14 protein-coding genes are annotated in these 18,998 nt (G+C 49.3%); 3 read left to right on the forward strand and 11 right to left on the reverse strand.

All coding sequences use genetic code 11. The annotated features are described in order from the left end of the window. Positions 1–489 (reverse strand): DUF2919 family protein, encoded by a 489-nt coding sequence (locus AC566Q_RS13550; protein ID WP_105936850.1) that lies wholly within the window; start codon positions 487–489, stop codon positions 1–3. Between the two features lie 401 nt (positions 490–890). On the opposite strand from AC566Q_RS13550, the gene rimO reads away from it, so the two are divergent. Beyond that, on the forward strand, positions 891–2,333 hold the full coding sequence (gene rimO / locus AC566Q_RS13555; RefSeq protein WP_499607025.1) for a 30S ribosomal protein S12 methylthiotransferase RimO: 1,443 nt from the start codon (positions 891–893) through the stop codon (positions 2,331–2,333). Between the two features lie 18 nt (positions 2,334–2,351). On the opposite strand, the gene AC566Q_RS13560 is transcribed toward rimO, so the two are convergent. The 6 genes from AC566Q_RS13560 to AC566Q_RS13585 all read right to left on the reverse strand — a co-directional run bounded on the left by AC566Q_RS13560 (position 2,352) and on the right by AC566Q_RS13585 (position 9,238). After that, entirely contained in the window at positions 2,352–3,011 is a 660-nt protein-coding gene (locus tag AC566Q_RS13560; protein WP_499607027.1) for an SDR family oxidoreductase, read from the reverse strand. A 46-nt stretch (positions 3,012–3,057) separates the two neighbouring features. Continuing rightward, the gene (gene kdsB, locus AC566Q_RS13565) at positions 3,058–3,816 is read right to left on the reverse strand and encodes a 3-deoxy-manno-octulosonate cytidylyltransferase (protein ID WP_105936847.1); all 759 of its coding nucleotides are present in this window, start codon (positions 3,814–3,816) and stop codon (positions 3,058–3,060) included. Between the two features lie 8 nt (positions 3,817–3,824). Further along, the gene (locus tag AC566Q_RS13570; RefSeq protein WP_499607030.1) at positions 3,825–4,031 is read right to left on the reverse strand and encodes a Trm112 family protein; all 207 of its coding nucleotides are present in this window, start codon (positions 4,029–4,031) and stop codon (positions 3,825–3,827) included. Between the two features lie 23 nt (positions 4,032–4,054). After that, positions 4,055–5,047 carry a tetraacyldisaccharide 4'-kinase gene (gene lpxK, locus AC566Q_RS13575; RefSeq protein WP_499607033.1) on the reverse strand — a complete coding sequence of 331 codons (993 nt, stop codon included), beginning with the start codon at positions 5,045–5,047 and terminating at the stop codon, positions 4,055–4,057. Between the two features lie 2 nt (positions 5,048–5,049). Next, entirely contained in the window at positions 5,050–6,792 is a 1,743-nt protein-coding gene (gene msbA, locus AC566Q_RS13580) for a lipid A export permease/ATP-binding protein MsbA (RefSeq protein ID WP_499607036.1), read from the reverse strand. A 118-nt stretch (positions 6,793–6,910) separates the two neighbouring features. After that, positions 6,911–9,238, reverse strand: a complete 2,328-nt coding sequence (locus AC566Q_RS13585) for a DNA internalization-related competence protein ComEC/Rec2 (RefSeq protein ID WP_499607039.1) — start codon at positions 9,236–9,238, stop codon at positions 6,911–6,913. A gap of 46 nt (positions 9,239–9,284) precedes the next feature. On the opposite strand from AC566Q_RS13585, the gene AC566Q_RS13590 reads away from it, so the two are divergent. Beyond that, complete coding sequence (locus AC566Q_RS13590; protein WP_499607041.1) at positions 9,285–9,821, forward strand: DUF2062 domain-containing protein; 537 nt, start codon at positions 9,285–9,287, stop codon at positions 9,819–9,821. Between the two features lie 77 nt (positions 9,822–9,898). Here the strand turns inward: AC566Q_RS13590 and AC566Q_RS13595 are convergent, their stop codons facing one another. Beyond that, entirely contained in the window at positions 9,899–10,591 is a 693-nt protein-coding gene (locus AC566Q_RS13595; RefSeq protein ID WP_499607044.1) for a hypothetical protein, read from the reverse strand. 341 nt (positions 10,592–10,932) lie between these two features. Between AC566Q_RS13595 and AC566Q_RS13600 the strand changes: the two genes are divergently transcribed. Continuing rightward, complete coding sequence (locus AC566Q_RS13600; RefSeq protein ID WP_499607046.1) at positions 10,933–11,877, forward strand: transposase; 945 nt, start codon at positions 10,933–10,935, stop codon at positions 11,875–11,877. Between the two features lie 303 nt (positions 11,878–12,180). Here AC566Q_RS13600 and ligA read toward each other — a convergent pair whose 3' ends face one another. The 3 genes from ligA to smc all read right to left on the reverse strand — a co-directional run bounded on the left by ligA (position 12,181) and on the right by smc (position 18,995). After that, entirely contained in the window at positions 12,181–14,214 is a 2,034-nt protein-coding gene (gene ligA / locus AC566Q_RS13605; protein WP_499607049.1) for an NAD-dependent DNA ligase LigA, read from the reverse strand. 68 nt (positions 14,215–14,282) lie between these two features. Continuing rightward, positions 14,283–15,506: a cell division protein ZipA gene (gene zipA / locus AC566Q_RS13610; RefSeq protein ID WP_499607052.1), complete on the reverse strand. Its 1,224-nt coding sequence runs from the start codon at positions 15,504–15,506 to the stop codon at positions 14,283–14,285. A 21-nt stretch (positions 15,507–15,527) separates the two neighbouring features. Next, positions 15,528–18,995: a chromosome segregation protein SMC gene (gene smc, locus AC566Q_RS13615; protein WP_499607055.1), complete on the reverse strand. Its 3,468-nt coding sequence runs from the start codon at positions 18,993–18,995 to the stop codon at positions 15,528–15,530. Between the last annotated feature and the right edge of the window lie 3 nt (positions 18,996–18,998).

Raw genomic sequence — 18,998 nt, forward strand, 5'->3', positions numbered from 1 at the left:
TTATTCTTCTGTCTGCTCCCTGACTGGCGGCTGACGCCAGTCATGTAACATGATGGCCAGGTGATGGCTGCGGTTAACCATATACATCAACGCAATCATCAGCAGTGCCACCGCACCAAGATAACCATTAAACTGCCAGCCGGCGCGCTCCAAAAAGCTGCCAATCAGTAACAACTGACACAAACTTCCCAGGGTGCAAAGCGGCTTTATCAATAAACGCCAGCCGGTATACCCTCGTTTCCACAAATGTTCCCTGAAGCTCATCAGTACGATCACCAGCAGAAAAGGTAGTGTCACTGCAATTTGCAGCCATAATACGTCGCTGTGCGGAAAGAAAATACGATAGAGCCTGTCAGACTCAGCCGGGATAGCGGTAAACGCCGCCACCAGCAGCAGATCGCGACAGGCTATTGCCAACATCCAGTATAACCATCGCGGCGGCAGTACCGTGCCGGCTTCGTCGTAATGTTTGAGTGGTAAAGGGATCATAAACTACTTAAAAATTCAGAAAAATGACCAGAAAAATGACTGTCCGTTAATACCGGGCCTTTCAGCCGGTAACAGCAAACCTGACTATACCGCGGGCAGATTGCATTTGCAGATCCCGCGGGCAGGCATTTGTGCCAGTTTAACACAGCCGCATCTCGGGCAAGAATGAATATTGCCGGGTTCAACAAACCGCTTTACTCCCCTTAATGGTTTTCGCATTTAAACCATGGATACAGTTATTTGGCGGAATGGCCTTAATCTAACCCTCTTGCGACGCCAATTGTTATCCAAATCACCGGTAATTTTTGTTATTCGACTCCCCCGCCGGGTGAACTTAACAATCTTTTTGGGTATAATCTGCGCCCTTTTGAAACTGCCGTCGCACACCATCAGAGCTCACTATGACCGTTGAAAAATTTGACCCGAAACAAACCACCACACTGGAAGGACCTAAAGCGGTGTTAAAGCAGCAATCAGAAACGACATCCAGCTCTGATACTGCGAAAGCAAAAATCGGTTTTGTGAGCCTCGGCTGTCCGAAAAACCTGGTGGACTCAGAACGAATTCTTACTCAGCTTCGCACTGAAGGGTACGAGGTAGTACCTACCTATAATGATGCCGCGCTGGTTATCGTGAATACCTGTGGTTTTATTGACGCAGCGGTGCAGGAATCACTGGATACCATTGGTGAAGCCCTGGCTGAAAACGGCAAAGTGATTGTGACCGGTTGTTTAGGCATTAAGGAAGATGAAATTCGTGAAGTACATCCCAATGTACTGGCGATAACCGGCCCTCATGCCTATGAGGAAGTGGTTAATCAGGTGCATGATCACCTGCCCAAGCCTCAGCATAACCCGTTTGAACACCTTATTCCGGATCATGGTATTAAACTCACGCCTCGTCATTTTGCCTACCTTAAGATTTCCGAAGGCTGTAACCATCGCTGTACGTTCTGCATTATTCCATCCATGCGCGGCGATCTGGTGAGCCGCCCTATCGGTGAAATTCTCGATGAAGCCCAGCGCTTAAAAAATGCCGGCGTAAACGAACTGCTGGTGATCTCGCAGGACACCAGTGCGTACGGCGTGGATATGAAGCATCGCACCGGGTTCTGGAACGGCATGCCGGTAAAAACTCACCTGCAACAGTTATGTGAAAAGCTCGGCGAAATGGGCATGTGGGTAAGACTGCACTATGTGTACCCCTACCCTCATGTAGATAACCTTATCCCGCTGATGAACGAAGGTAAAATCCTGCCCTATCTGGATATCCCCTTCCAACACGCCAATAAGCGCATCCTGAAATTAATGAAGCGTCCGGGTAGTTCAGAACGCTCGCTTGAACGGATCAAAAAATGGCGCGAGGAATGTCCGCAGCTCATCATTCGCTCCACTTTTATCGTTGGCTTTCCTGGTGAAACCGAAGAAGAGTTTGAGGAATTACTCGACTTTATGCGTGAAGCACAACTCGACCGGGTTGGTTGTTTTGCCTACTCGCCGGTTGAAGGGGCTGTGGCTAACGATCTGCCCGATCCGGTAGATGAAGACGTTAAACAAGAGCGTCTGGCCCGCTTTATGGCCGTTCAGGGCGAGATTAGCGCAGAACGTCTGAAACAACGTATTGGTCAGGAATATCAGGTAGTTATTGACTCAGTGGATGCGGAAGGCGCGGTTGGTCGTTGTTATGCTGATGCCCCGGAGGTAGACGGCGTGGTGCATTTAAACGGCGTTTACGATGTGACACCCGGCCAGCACGTCTGGGCTGAAGTCATCCATACCGATGAGCATGACATGTGGGCCGTGATGTCTGAAGAGCAGGATGAAACAGACGATGAGGCGGAGTAATCCGCCTCGGTAACCCTTTTACCAGGGGAGCTCATCACCCTTAGCGTGAATAAATCGCCCTGCATTCGCCAGGGTCAGTTCGCCAATCCGGGCAACCAGACTGGCCGCGGCAGTTTCGGCGTCAACATCTCCATTACCGCCCACCATTTCAGTTTGCACAAACCCGGGATGAAACAAGCCTACGGCAATGCCATCGGCTTTGAGGTCATTGGCCAGGGAAACGCCTGCGGCATTAAGCGCCGCCTTGCTCATGCGATAGCCGTAGTATCCGCCGGAACCGTTATCGGCCATTGATCCCATCCGACTGGTAATAAGGGCCACCTTGCTACCAGATGAAAGCTGTTTTAACAAACACTGGGTAACCAGTAACGGGCCCATGGCATTCACTCTGAACTGATAATCGATGGTATTGGGCTGCCAGTCGGTGATCGCCTCATTAGCCAGCACACCGGCATTATTGATTAGAACATCAATGTCAACATCACTTAAAGGTGCCAACGCTTGCGGTAGACTGTCTGGCACACCCACATCCACGCCACTGAGCACTTCTGCGTCGGTAGCATTCAGTGCATCTGAGCTGTTGCGGCACAGTGCATAAACCGAATGGCCAGCGGCCAGATACTGCTTCACTAACGCCAGGCCAATGCCGCGATTGGCTCCGGTAATAACAACATTCATATGATGACTCCTTACGCGCTTTACGTTCGCTATAAGCTCTTAGTACCTAATTATCCGCGGCCAGACTGGCCAGCAGGTTAGTCAGATCATCCGGCGTATCTATACCTACCGGCGGCTCCGACAGCGCTTCCTCAATATGGATAGCATCGTCATACCAAAGGGCCCTTAACTGTTCGAGCGACTCAATTTGTTCCAGGGCAGACGGCTCATAGCTCACATACTGATTAACATAGCTTGCGCTATAAGCATACAAACCAATATGGCGATAGTACAAGCCGGGATCCGCACTCACCGGAGGCTGCATCATAGTTTCGCGGGCAAAAGGTAACACTGATCGAGAAAAATACAGCGCTTTACCCGATGCAGAAAAGACCACTTTTACGATGTTGGGATTAAATACATCATCTTCGTGAGCAATGGGCGTGCACAGTGTTGCCATTTGCATAGCAGGGTTGGCTGCCAGGTTGGCCGCCACCTGACGGATATTGTCTGCTGGTACAAAGGGTTCATCACCCTGCACATTAACGATAATGGTGTCATCGGCGATCTGCTGGGTCTGGATCACTTCAGCAATACGCTCAGTGCCGGACGTATGCGTGGTGGCTGTCATCACCACGGTTGCAAACTGCGCGGCCACACTGGCAATGCGTTCATCATCGGTAGCGACAATGACCTTGCTGGCGCCTGCCTCATTGGCCCTGTCAACCACATGTTGAACCATGGGCTTACCCTGAATATTGGCCAGCGGTTTACCGGGGAAGCGGCTTGACTGGTAGCGGGCGGGAATGACAACCGTAAAATCCATGGGCAAGCTTATCCTTTTTTCAGTGCTTCGAGTTCTTCAAGAGATATCGCCGTGGCCTTCTCTTCCAGCAATACCGGAATACCATCGTTAATCGGGTAAACAAGACGGTCATAACGACATACCAGGCCAGGCTCATTATTGCGCTCTGTGTACATTAATTTTCCTTTGCACACTGGGCAGGCTATTATTTCCAGCAGCTTTTTATCAAATGCCATGGTGTTTCCTTTGTTATTTTTGTTCAGCGTGCAATACGCTGAATGAGCTGAGTATAAAAATCTTCGGCCAGCACCGCATCCACCGGCTGGTACCAACAGTTATCATGGGCGTGCGCCACCGCCTTTACTGCATCTTTTTCGGTCATAATCACACAGCCGTCTGGAATATCCTGTTTACCGATAGCATGATGATCGGCCAGCGCAACACAATGATCAAGCCTGACGCCCATCTCTTTTAACTGGGTAAAGAAACGACTCGGGTCGCCAATTCCTGCCATGGCAGTAATATGAAACTCCTGTTCCAGCTCCACAAGTTCTCGCTGTAACTGGGGGCGCAATACATTAATCAGTTTGCCGGGCTTTAAAGCCATTTTAAAGGGTGGCGGCATGGTGTTTCTCTGCGGCAACTTAAGCGCTTCGCCTGGCTGATTTAAAATTAAGAAATCAATGCTTTTTAGTCGCCACAGACCTTCACGTAACGGCCCCATAGGCAGCAACTGTTGGTTACCAAACAAACGTCTGTCGGCCACCACACACTCAACATCCCGGCCTAGCGCGTAATGTTGCAAGCCATCGTCACTGATGATCACTGTACAGCCTTGCTCTGTCAGTTGCTGCGCTGCGCGGGGGCGGTTGGGATCGATAACCACCGGCACACCCGTGCGCCGCGCTATCAATAAAGGTTCATCGCCCACCATGGGGGCAGAGTCGTTTGCGCTAACCTGATGAGGAAACTCGGTGGTTTTAGCGCCATACCCACGACTTACCACACCGACTTTGTAGCCGGCCTGTTGGAGCCTCTCGCAAAGCGCCACTACCAAAGGCGTTTTGCCATTGCCGCCCACGGAAAGATTGCCAACCACTATAACCGGCACTGGCAGTGTTATGGTCTTTTTAACGCCCAGTCGAAACAGTAATCGACGTAATGCTGATAACAGAATAAACAGCAGCGTAAAGGGTAACAATAACCATTGATACCAGCGCCCTTCATACCACATACGGTTAAGCGCCGACATTGCTACTCCCCAAACTGTAGCGCATGTAACTGTGCATAAGCACCGCCCTTGTTGAGTAACTCCTGATGTTTACCCTGCTCGATAATCTTACCCTGATCGATCACCAGGATCTGGTCGGCATTTTCGATAGTGGATAACCGGTGGGCAATAATGATACTGGTGCGATCCTGTTGCAGTGTTACCAGAGCATCCTGGATCATCCGTTCTGATTCGGTATCCAGCGCCGAAGTTGCCTCATCGAGAATTAACACCGGTGCATCCAGCAGCAATGCCCTGGCAATGGCCACGCGCTGACGCTGTCCGCCAGACAACACAGAGCCATCTTCGCCAATCATGGTATCCAGACCGTCTTCGAGCAACTCTGCAAATTCCATTACGTGAGCCAGTTTGGCTGCTTTTTCAACGGCCTCTCTGGAGACGTTTTCCGCCACGCCATACGCAATATTGTTAGCGATAGTATCGTTAAACAAGGTTACCTGCTGGGAAACCAGCGCGATATTTTTGCGAAGCTCAGTGAGCCTAAATTCGTTGATATCGGTGTTATCCAGCGTGATCTGCCCTTGCTCAGGCAAATAGAAACGGGTGAGTAAGTTTGACATGGTTGACTTGCCGCTACCAGATCGGCCCACCAGCGCAATACTGGTGCCAGCGGGGACATCAAGATTCATATTATCGATCGCCGGAGTGTGCTTACCCGGATAAGTAAATGTTACGTTGTTAAAGCGTATGTTGCCCTTTACTTCGTTGGCATCAAGCACACCGATATCTTTTTCAATTTGCTCATCCAGCACGGCAAAGATGCTTTGGCAGGCTGCCATGCCTTTTTGAAACTCGCTGTTAACCGTAGTCAGCTGTTTTAACGGTTTTAGCAGCATCACCATATAAAATACGATGGTCACAAAGGTACCGGCGGTGAGCTCGGCCAGCATACCCGGCGTACTGGCAATATACAGCACCACCGCCAGGGCTATAGAAGCGATGACCTGAATGCTCGACACACTCAGGGTTTGTGTAACAGCCAGCTTCATAGTTTGCTGGCGATTGGTGTTATTCTTTTTGGCGAAGCGATCCTGCTCTTTTTGCTGACCACCAAACATTAAAACCACTTTGTGGCCTTTTACCACCTGCTCAACCGCGCTGGTAAGATTGCCCATGGACTTCTGGATATTGCGGCTAACCGTACGAAAGCGTTTGGTAACAAACGTTACGATAACGGCTACCACAGGCCCGACAAACAAAAACACCAGTGATAACTGCCAGGAGAGATAAAACATCCAGGCCAGGATCCCTATCACCAGGGCACCTTCACGCACCAGAATCGCCAGTGATTTACCTGCTGCACGGGCCACCTGGTCGGTATCGTAAATGACTTTAGAAATCAGATTGCCTTTAGCCTGCTGGTCGTGAAAGCTTACCGGTAGATGAATATATTTACTGAACAGTTGCTGACGCATGGTCATTACCACCTGAGCCCCAATCCAACTCAGCGCGTAGCTGCCCATAAAATTAAAAATGCCGCGAATAATAAAAACCGGTACCACAAGGTAGGCTGCCATGCGCAAATAACCGTAATCCTGGTTGTTCAACGACCGGTCGATCACAGGCTGTACCTGCGAAATCACGAAGGTATCGAGTGCCGAGTAACCCACCATACCGATAAATGCCACAATAAAGGCAAGTTTGTAGGCTTTCAGGTAGCTAAAAAACCGTTTTACCGGCAATGCTTGTTCATCATTTTGTTGCATAGTTCACTGTTTACTATAAAAATCGGCGCCATTGTACCTGCTATACCCATGACACACCAAAATAATCGATTCTCGTTGTCAAAACCGTTTGCACGGAATGTCTTTATTTATGGGCAGTTTACTGTTTTACAAACGTTTTATGATACCAGCGGCTGTGCTGACTTTGGCGATAAGCATAAGTGCTAATGCTGTCGTCGGTAATATCAAAGCGCATATAGCCGCTCTCACTGACAAGTAAAGCCTTGCTGCCCGCATTCCGATAACGCTCAGCAACGTGCCCATGAGGAAAGCCCCAGCGATTTAGCCAGCCCTGGGAAAACACTACAAATTGCGGCTTTACCTGTTCGATAAAGGCAGTGGATGATGAGGTTTTGCTGCCGTGATGCGGTGCCAGTATGATGTTTGAAGTCAGCTCCTGACTGACTTCAGGTAAGCTCAACAAAACCTGCTCCGCCTTTTGCTCAATATCGCCCGGCAGTAATACGCTGTAGCGGCCATTTGTAACTCTAATCACGCAGGAGCCATCGTTATCAGACCAGCGCTCACTAGCGTCAGGTAAGGGCCACAAAGCCTTCACTTTTAAGCCTTGCCAATGCCAACTGGCGCCCGAATGGCAATTATCCTTCGGGGTAACAATGGTAAGCCCAGGATACGTTGTGCGAATAAAATCTATCCCCCCGGCATGGTCATTATCAAAATGACTGATAAATACCAGCTCAAGTTGCAATCCACGGGTTTGCAAAAAGGGGCGGATAACCGCCTCAACAAAATTAAACCCCGAGCCAAAGGCAGCGCCGGTATCAATTAAAATAGCCTTACTATTGCGGCTGATAAGTGTGGCATTACCCTGCCCCACATCAAAAATGTGTACCTGCCAGTCATCCTGCTGCCTTGCTATTGGCTGGTAACTGCCAGAACAAGCCAGCAGCGTAACGATCAACAACAACAAGCGCCCTTTAAAAGGCGGTATCAGAACGAGTAATAAACCTATAAAACTGGCCAACAACAACGTGGATGTATATACCGGGAATGCCGCATAGTCACCAATAAACCTAGCCACTAGCTCAAGCTGCTGCATCAGCCATTCGAGCACGGTGCCGCCCCCCTGCAACACCCAGGCAGTGATGGGATGATCAGCCGGCAGAACAATGAGCATTAATAACCCAAGCAGACACAAAGGGATCACCAGCAACGACATTACCGGTACGATCAATAAATTAATCAACGGCGAAATTAAACTCACCTGCCCCAGTAGCGCCCCTACTAAAGGCGCCATGAGTACACTTAGCATAAGTTGTAAAAGCACCACTCCCCGGATCCAATGACCACTGCGATCTGACTTATTCCACCACCAGTGAAACCAGATAATTATGGCTACGGCACCAACGCTCAGATACAAGGCCGCGCCGTAAATTGCCATGGGGTCGAGCAAAATGCTCACAGCCAAGGTGAGTAACACCAGTGTTAGCCGCGACAAACGGAGTTTGCGCAAGTACAACACAGCAATAATCAGCAGCGCACAGTACGCTCGTAGAACGGCAGTTTGCCAATCCGCCAGATAGGCATAAAAGCCACAGGTAGCAAGTACGACAATTGAAGTGCCAAAATACAGGCTTTTCGGTAAGGAAAATGTTATCCAGGCCGATGCCGCAATACAGCCTCTGACAGCAATAAGGATTGCGCCTGCCACAATCATCAGGTGCAAACCAGAGATAGCAAACAGATGAGCCGTGCCAGTTTGCTGTAATAACTGCCAGTCTGGTTTGGAAAATCCCTGACGCTCACCGAACAATAAGGCCAGCAACCACTTCTCTCCCGGCAGCTGTAATGAGGCGAGCCTGGATTTTAATCGATTACGGATGGACGTATTCGTCTCTAGAAGCGCAATGCGATGGCCACGTACGTAGCCGGTTTTGACTATCCGTTGACTCACATACCAGCGCTGCATATCAAAACCAGCCGGATTAGCGATAGCCCGGGCCGGTTTGATTCTGGCAGCCCCCCGAATACGCTGGCCTGTGGTAAAACCTGCCTGAGGCCGGTAATAGTGCAACTGTATCGCCCATGATTTATCCCAGACATGCTGATTGACGATAATATCGTTCAATATCAGCCTGTCGTAGTCGGCAAAGCGCTGATAACCAACAACTCGTCCCTCAATTATGACATCTTGTTGAATTTCACCACCAAGCTGTTGCCACTTGAGGTATGATTGCCCTACACTCGTTGCCACGAAAAGGCCGGCTGTTGTCGCCCCCATTGCAACCCAGGCAAAGCGTAACGGTTTTTGCCATCGTTTTGCGTTACAATACTCAGCCATAAGTAACGCCGTGGCTGATAAAGATATAAATGCGAGCACAAACGGCAACCCGCTGTGGGGCAGTTCTGACCACCAGCGACCTGAAATCACTGCGCCGCTAAATGCTGTCGCCGCAGTTGTTAGCATGCTTGTATTCACCAGTGACTCTGTTTGAGAAAAGATTGTTAGATATATGCCGAAGAAGTTTATAAAACGCTATTTGCCTGATCCGCATTCGATAAAGGAAAATCGGGCCTTAAAAATCTTTGGCAGCATTCTTCATGAGCCCAATTTATGGCATCTGAACCGAAAATCCGCTTCCGGCGCTTTTGGTATCGGATTGTTCTTCGCGTTCTGGCCGGTGCCTTTTCAAATGTGGTTATCGGCGGCCACCGCAATTCCCTGCCGGGTGAACCTGCCACTGTCTGTAGCAACAGTCTGGATCACTAATCCCTTTACCATGCCTCCCATATTCTACGGCGCCTATCTGGTTGGCTCTACTGTCCTTGGGACCAAGTCTGAAGCCTTTCATTTTGAACCCACCTGGGACTGGGTTGTTAGCTCGCTGTCGACGATCGGGCCGTCTTTTTTACTTGGTTGTGGGATCTGTTCGGTGGTGTTTGGTTTAACCGGATACTATACGCTGAACTGGTTATGGCGCTTCTCGGTTCGCAAAGCCTGGCAACTAAGAAAAGAAAAACGCCGCCAGGCACAGCAAAACCAGCAGTAAACAAACCGAATTCAACATAAATCAGAAGCGGATGTAAACCCCTACACTAGTTTTCATTTTCTGTGCGTTTGGTTTATTTAATTAGGTTTGACAGTCAAAGATGATGCATCCTCCGTTTCGATCACCAACATTTTATAAACGCCTTCTCCATACTCATTGACCGTACTCTTTGTGAATATGTAGTTTTCACTAAATTGCGCTAAATTTTGATAACGTTCAGTAGCTTCCGGATCTCCGATAAACGTAACCGCGCATATTTTGTTGGCACATGAGAAGCGTTCAGAATACGCAGTAGCAGCGAATTCCTTATAAAAATAATCTTTCAGCTTGTTTTTTCGTGACACAGATTTTTCGTTGGTTCCAACTTTATCCATCGCATCCAATATTTCATCAAGATCTTTTGCTTTAAAAAAACTATCCAACCCACTTTTCAGTAATTCGCCTTCTTCATTAACGAAATATGCTTCAGCACTCTCAGTAGAATAGAAGGAATCTTCCCATTTGATTACATTTTGATTGGTCGATTCGGCTAAAGGCGTTTGTTCACTAGTTTGATTTTTAGCTAATTCTGCTACTTCATCAGGCATTAGGATGAGCTTTTCTTCTGGTGGCTTTTTACCTGACTCTAATTCAGATGGGACAGGCTCACTTGTCGCAGAGAATTTATTGGCGGGAGTAAAGATAAAATCCTGCTTTTGCAAAATGTAGCTGACACTAACCACCAGAAAAAATATTACTATAGAGAATAGAAAAAGCGCCTTTTTTGTCATGATATGGTTCCTTCCTTGAGGGTAAAATAAAGAGTCTGATTGAACTTAACTCAACGATCATCCCTGTTTTCGAAATTTCTTTTATTATTTAATCTCTTTGTAATACATGCAAAAAACTTATACCTAGATGATTATTAGCCTACCATCGATTTGTTGCTTATCAAACTTGTGGCTCAAAGCTGCTTAACCATCGAAAAGCGAAGACCAAGTTAAAAGAAAGTTTTAAGTACTTTAAAGGGACTACTTTAAAGGGACAGTCACTCGCTAGACTCAGGTCCAGTTGGATTTTGCCTTTGTTCTGACACAATGAGTGCACAATTTTCTAGTTTTATTAAATAGCTGTGCCCAGACCCCGTAAAAGCCTTATCAACCTCTCAGATACCCCTTACTACCATTGCGTTTCCCGCTGTGTTCGACGGGCGTATTTATGTGGTGAAGATAATCAGACAGGAAGAAGCTACGAGCATCGCCGGCAGTGGGTAGAAGACAGATTACTATTTCTGGCAGAGGTATTTTGTGTTGATGTGTGCGCTTATGCAGTAATGAGTAACCACACCCACGTGGTATTACGCATCAACAAACAAAAGGCCGATTCGTTAAGCGTTAAAGATATCATCAAGCGGTGGCACAGACTCTACAAAGGCATATTGTTGTCTCAACGCTATATTAACGACGCTGAATCGACTACGTTGTCTAAAGCGGAAATTGAAACCGTACAGTGTCTGGCTGAAGTTTACCGTAAGCGACTGTACGATATCAGCTGGTTTATGCGGTTGCTTAATGAATACATCGCCCGTCGAGCCAATAAAGAAGATGATTGTACAGGTCATTTCTGGGAAGGCCGGTTTAAGTCACAGGCGCTCTTAGATGAAGCATCTTTAGCTGCATGTATGGCGTATGTTGACTTAAATCCTGTACGTGCCAGTCAGGCCAACACCCCAGAAGAATCAAACCACACCAGCATTCAAAAACGCATCAAGGCGGCCAAATCAAACACACAACCTACGCAATTACTGCCCTTTGCAGGCACCCCGCGTAACAACATGCCTGACGGCTTACCCTTTCGACTAGAAGAGTATATTACGCTGGTTGAAATTTCAGGCCGCTATTTGCACCCCAACAAACAGGGCAATATCGATTATTCATTATCACCTATCCTGGGCAGGGTTGGATTGGCGCATTGTGATTGGAATAAAATGGTAACCGGTATTGAAACAGCCTTCAAATCATCGGTAAGCATTGCAAAACTGCAAAATCAACGTCGGAAACACACGGGATTCGGTTAAAGCATGCCTGAGCTAACAGCCAACGTAAGTATCAATTATAATTCTTTACTCCATATCACCTAACACTGAGCGAAGAGTGATTGACGGCTATTTTCCAGCCTTATCAGCCTTTCAAAGACCGAACGCTTCAACTTCACACTTTGAAATATAACAAGCACCCAGATCAGATTCTTGATGCTGGAAAAATTGCTTACTGCATAAAACCAAGAAGCCAAATGAATAAGTGCCTGTCCATAATCGAAGGAGGAAGTTCTCTTACAAATAGGGCACGTAGGAACAACCGGACGGCGTCCGGCTTCTTATTTATATCAGACTATTATCCGTCAGAAACGCCATTAATCGCTCTTCATCCCACACTTCCACATCCAACTCCTGGGCTTTGGCCAGTTTGGATCCGGCTTTTTCGCCGGCCACCAAAAAGTCGGTTTTTGCTGATACGCTGCCTGCCACCTTGGCGCCCGCTTGCTGCAGTAATGCCTTCACATCATTACGTGACATCTGACTCAGCGTGCCGGTAACCACGCAGGTTTTGCCATCGAGTACCAGATCCGCCTCGTCCGGCGCTTCAATATCCGGCCAGTTTAAGCCTGCATTCAGTAAGCCCTCGAGCACCTCTGTATTGTGCGACTCATTAAAGAAGTTAAACACATGTTCGGCTACTACAACCCCCACATCTTGCACTGCCTGTAAATCATCCAGACTCGCATTTTGAATCGATTCTAAGGTTTGAAAATGCAGTGCAAGATTTGCGGCCGTAGTTTCACCTACTTCACGGATCCCCAGTGCGTAAAGAAATTTCGGTAATGTGGTCTGTTTTGCATTGTGAATTGCCTGCAGCAAATTTGCCGCCGACTTATCCCCCATCCGCTCAAGCTGAATCAACGCCGGGAACGTCAGGTTGAATATATCCACCGGTGTTTTTAATAGCCCGGCATCGACAAGTTGCTCTATCAGTTTGTCACCCAGACCGTCTATATCCAGCGCTTTGCGTGATGCAAAATGCTTTAAAGCCTGCTTGCGTTGGGCCGGACAAATTAATCCACCTGTACAGCGAGCCACGGCTTCATCGGCCAGTTTCTCTACCTGGGAGTCACACACAGGGCACTGAGCAGGAAACTGAATCTCCCGGGCGTCTTCCGGTCGCTTATCAGCGACCACAGAAACAACCTGCGGGATCACATCACCAGCCCGGCGGATAATTACTGTATCGCCGATACAAACGCCCAACCGCTCTACTTCATCCTGATTGTGTAAAGTCGCGTTTGATACCGTTACGCCGCCAACAAATACCGGTTCAAGGCGGGCAACCGGCGTGATCGCACCTGTGCGTCCAACCTGAAACTCCACGTCGAGTAAACGGGTCATCTCTTCCTGCGCCGGAAACTTCTGTGCGATTGCCCAGCGTGGCGCCCGGGCAACAAACCCCAGCTGTTGTTGTAGCGCAATATCATCCACCTTAAACACTACGCCATCAATGTCGTAAGCAAGGCCATCACGTCGCGACAGAATTTGCTCATAATACGCTAAACAACCGCTGGCCCCTTCGGTAATGCCAATATCCGGGCATAAGGGGATCCCCCACACTGCTAACTGCTTAAGCCGCTCATGGTGACTGTCCGGTAAGGTGAAATCGATCGGTGCCACAACGCCCAGCGAGTAGGCATAGAACATTAGCGGGCGTTTAGCGGTGATCCGTGAGTCCAGTTGACGTAGGCTGCCGGCAGCGGCGTTACGCGGATTAGCAAACACCTTAAGCCCGGCATTACGCTGCTTTTCGTTGAGTTTTTCAAACCCATCGCGAGGCATAAACACTTCACCGCGCACTTCAATCCTTGCGGGTAAGTCTGCGCCGCGTAATTTGAGTGGCACGTTAGCGATGGTTCTAACGTTGGCGGTGATATTTTCACCTACCTGACCATCTCCGCGGGTGGCAGCACGAACCAGCACGCCGTTCTCGTATAAAATCGACACGGCCAGTCCGTCAAGTTTTGGCTCACAGCTGTAGGCAAGCGTATTATCGGCTTTAAGGCGGTCGTGCAGGCGTTTTTCAAAAGCTTTTAGATCGGCTGCTTCAAAGGCGTTATCCAGCGACAACATCGGCACTTCGTGTGTTACCTGTTCAAAAGCCCCCAGCGGCTCTCCGCCTACCTTCTGAGTGGGTGAATACGGGGTAACAAGCTCCGGATACTCGGCTTCCAGCGCTTGTAGTGCTTGCATCTGACGGTCGTATTCGCTATCGGGCACAGTGGGATCATCCAGCACGTAGTACTGATAGTTATAGTCATTAATTTTCTCGCGCAATGCTTCGAGTTGCGCGATGACGGTTTGATCACTCATGGGAATTGCTCATTTGATGTTGTACTACTGCCTTTTAACAGTAGTACAACGAATTCAGGATAGTAAACTTAGTGACGGGCTATCATACGTTTGCGTTCAAAGTCGCGGATCTTTTCTACGTACTGCTGCAAGCCCTGTTTACATAACACGCTGCGACGACCGTCGAGCACCTGAGCGTTAAACTCATCGGCAATCTTGCGAGCGGCATTATGCATCATATTAAACACCTGGTGCGGGTCGCCTTCTATCGGCAATAGCATAAACAGAGAAACGCCGCGTGTTGTGAAAGTTTCCAGATTATCAATATCAAAATTACCCGGTTTGAACATGTTAGCTAAGCTAAACAGCACCGGACCTTTGCCATTGGAATTGACATGGCGGTGGAAAATATCCTGATCGCCAAACTTAAAGCCCAGGGTTAACAGCATAGGGAGCAATGCAGCGCCACTAATAGGGGCATCTTCTGGCGCCCGTACGTTGAGGATCAACACTTCCGGCTCTACCTGGCTGGCAGGCTGCGGCGTCTCTGTTTGGGCAGCCTTAACCGAGTCGTCAAAATCAATTTGCATCTGGTCTTCATCACCAAAACGCGGCTCCTGCCGTTTCCGGCTGGCCGGGCGGCTGCGCTTTTTTGGTGTCGCGGGAACTGCTTCCTGCGCTTTTTCGGCGTTATCATCAGCAGCCGGGGATTTGGATTCCGGTGGCGCAGGCTGTGCATCCAGAGAAAAGTCGTCCTGTTCATCAAGCGGTGCAGACTCTGGCTTTACCTCAGGCTGAGCACTTTCCTCTTCTTTTAACAGGAATGACGGTGGCGCAGGCACTGAATCAGGTAGTTCAACGACGTTATCGTGCTGATACTGTGGTTTCGGATTGGTGACTACCGATGCGTAAAGTTTTTCTTTAGGTGTCTCGGCAGGCTCACTTTCACTCTCATTGGTGTCAGTGTCGTCATTATCACCCGAAGCAGAAGGCTCAGCGCTGTCGTCATCTTCAGTTTCGCTTGAAGTCTCGTCCTTCAGCTCGGCGGGTTCGTACTCTGACTGGTCAGCGTCGGTTGTCGAATGACGAACCACTCGTACTTCGCCAATGCCGAACTCATCAAAATCGTCAGCAGTTTTCCGGTTGCTTTGCTCGTCGTCACGCTCTTCATCCTGCCAGCCTTCCGGCTCAATACGCCGCTGCGGCTTTTTGGCCTGACTGTTTTTGCGGATATTCCATAAGCCATGTGCCAGCACACCAAGGATAAAGAACCCACCCAGTAGCAACAATGACAAACGTAATTCTTCTTCCATCGACTTCTTTCGCCTTTAATTTTATGCGTCTACCATGGAGACGGCTTCCTCTACATCCACGGCTACCATGCGTGACACGCCTGGTTCAGCCATGGTGACACCAGTGAGGTGACTCGCCATCTCCATCGCAATTTTATTATGTGATATGTAAATAAACTGTACCGACTTCGACATTTCAGAAACCAGATTACAGAAGCGTCCGACGTTAGCATCATCCAGTGGCGCATCCACTTCATCCAACAGGCAAAATGGCGCCGGGTTAAGCCTGAAAATTGCAAACACCAATGATAATGCGGTTAAGGCTTTTTCTCCACCGCTAAGCAGATGAATTGTACTATTTTTCTTGCCGGGCGGACGGGCCATTATGGTCACGCCGGTCTCCAGTAAATCATCATCGGTTAAGGCTAAATAAGCCGAGCCCCCGCCAAATACCTTAGGAAAGAGCATTTTAAGATCTTCATTCACCTGCTCAAACGTCTGACTAAAGCGGGAGCGGGTTTCACGATCAATTTTACGTATGGCGTTTTGCAAGGTCTCAAGCGCGTCATTCAGGTCGTCAAACTGCGTGTCCAGATGCGCTTTGCGTTCTGCCTGAACGTCGTATTCTTCTACCGCCGCCAGGTTAACGGCGCCGAGCCGGCTAATGGCCGCGGTAGTCTGTTCCAGATCCCGTTGCCAGTTGGTTTCACTGGTTTCTGCCGGCAGGGTTTCCAGTACCGCTTTAAGTGTGACCCCAATTTCGCTGAGTTGTTCCAGAATAGCCGTGCCGCGTACGCGGTAACCTTCCGCCTCTATTTTCAGACTGTCGAGCTGTTCCTGCCGTTTGGCAATGTCACCTACAATTGCCTGCTGGCCTTGCATAGCCTGATTAAGCAATTCTTCTGCATGCTCCAGATCCTGCTGTAAGCTGTAGCGCTGTTCTTCAAGCGCCGCTTTTTCAGCCAGTAAATCCTGCAGTTGCTCCGCTTGTTCGGTTTGTGGCTGATTGAGCGATTGTTGCTCTTGCTCTAACTGGGCGGCGCGCTGTTCCAGGCTGGTAAGCTGCTGGCTTATACGTTGCTGCTGAGAACTCAGCGATTGCTGGCTATTTCGGCTCTCCTGCAGTTTGAGCGCCATCTGATGCAGTTCACGGGTATTCTGCTCATACTGGCTACGCTGACTGCTAAGCTGCTGCTGGAGCGACTGTTGCTGATCCTGTAGCCGCGCCTGGCGCTCAGCCTGCTCTGCTAGCTCCATCTCGTAAGTTTCAAGCCCTTCATTAAGCATTGCCAGTTCGGTAGCCTCTTCTTCAAGCTGCTCTTGCTGGCGACTCAGCTCTTCATCCAGACGTTCACGCTTCTGCGCTTCCTGGCGTTGTTGTTCGCTTAACCAGCTTAACCGCTGAGTCAGTTGCTGACGCTGATTATTGCGCTCATTCAATCCACCCTCACAGGCACTCACCTGTTCCCGCGACTGTTCTATGTCGTTCTGCGCTTCGCTTTCCTGCTCCTCTAGCGTGGCAAGCTGTGCTTCCTGAGCAGCAATAATATCGTTAAGCTCCTCGATTTGTTCGGCACGCTGTAATACGCCCTGCTCGGTATCCTGCTCACCATAACGAAACCAATCCGGGCCAAACCACTGGCCATCATGCGTAACAATCAGCTCAGTTTCACCGGCCTGTTGGCGCATCACCAGCGCATTTTCGGCATTTTCAGCTACCAGTATCTGATTAAACTGATGGGGCACCCATTCGTCTTCTAATAATGCCGCTACGCTACCGGGCCGTTTATCCCTCGTTAAGGCTGCCTGGCTGAAATACTTAAGACCTGCGCTTAAATTGCCGTGACTGTCCGCCAGTGATGCGATGCTCTCGCTAGTCGCCAATTGCGCATCACCAAGCTCATTCAGCACATGTTCAATAATGGCCGCAGCGCCGGCTTTTGGAGTTAACTGCTGCCACAGCGGTACTATGCCTTCAGGTTGAGGTCCGGTAGGGCTTGCAGCTTGTTGCAGAGTTTGTAGCGCCACGCGCCGGGATTGATTTTGCTGTAATTCAGCCCTCATTGACTGGGTTTGCTGCCGTACCTGCTCATGATAATGCTGTGACTGTCCCAGTTTTTGTCTGGCGTTTTGGAGCTTATCCTGCTGTTCCAGGATTTGCTCGGCCAGCATTTCCAGCTCAAGCTGTAAATCGTCGATGGCCTGTTGATGGTCGGCCTTGGAAAATTCTTGTATCTCGCGCTCCAGCTCACCAATTCGTTGCTGAGTACGCATCTGCATTTGTAACAACGACTGCACCTTACTGTGGTGAGAGTGCACTTGTTGCTTTAGCTGGTGATACTGCTGGTCGGTTTGCTGAAAATCGCGCTGATGCTGGTGTAGTGCAGCCTCAGCCTGGTCACGCGTAACCTCCAACTGCTCACAGGCAGCTTGCTGAATCTCGTAAGCGGGCTCTAATTCCACAACCAGTGCCGCCTGTTCTTCGGCCTGTACAGTCAGTAGTTCTTCTTCTTCATTCAGGGCTGCTTGTTGAGTGTGGATATCGCTAAGCTCGCTGTCAATTTGCTTCAGACGTTGCTGATTATGCAAAGCGGACTGCTCAAGCCGGGAAATCGTGGCACTCACCGTGAATAAATTCTGCTGCAGATGGTCGAGCTTTTGTTTACAGTTTTGCTGCGTGTCACGGTATTTCTCAATACCGGCCTCATCGCCCCGCTGTCGTGCTCTGAGCGCTTCAATATCAGTATCGAGTTGCTGCTGTGTTTGTTGTAGTTTTTGCAGGTGGTCATCATGCTTGAGCCAGCGAATAGCAGCCAGTTCACTTTTTAACGTACGTTCCTGCGCTTTAAGGGTAGTATAGCGTTTGGCGGCTGCTGCCTGACGCTGTAACTTTTCAAGCTGCCTGCCAAGCTCTCCGCGTACATCTTCCAGACGTTCGAGATTGTCCTGGGTATGGCGAATACGGTTTTCCGTTTCCCGCCGACGCTCTTTATATTTAGAGATACCCGCCGCTTCTTCAATGAACACCCGCAATTCCTGGGGCTTAGACTCGATTAACCGGGATATCATGCCCTGCTCAATAATAGCGTAGCTGCGCGGGCCTAATCCCGTCCCTAAAAACAGATCGGTGACATCACGGCGACGGCATTTACTGCCATTTAAAAAATAGGTGGAGATGGCGTCACGGGTAACAACGCGTTTGATCGACAATTCATTGTATTTGGCATATTCACCAGCGATCCGGCCACTGGAATTATCAAACACCAGTTCAACACTGCACTGCCCTACGGGCTTGCGGGCCGACGAACCATTAAATATCACGTCGGTCATGGCATCACCACGTAGGTTTTTCGCGGAGCTTTCTCCGAGCACCCACCGCACCGCATCAATTACGTTAGACTTACCGCAACCATTAGGGCCAACAATAGCTGTCATATCCCCCGGAAACGGGATTGTGGTGGGATCAACAAAGGATTTAAAGCCGGCCAGGCGGATTTTCTTAAGGCGCACAAC

This window comes from Alteromonas sp. H02 (assembly GCF_059682525.1).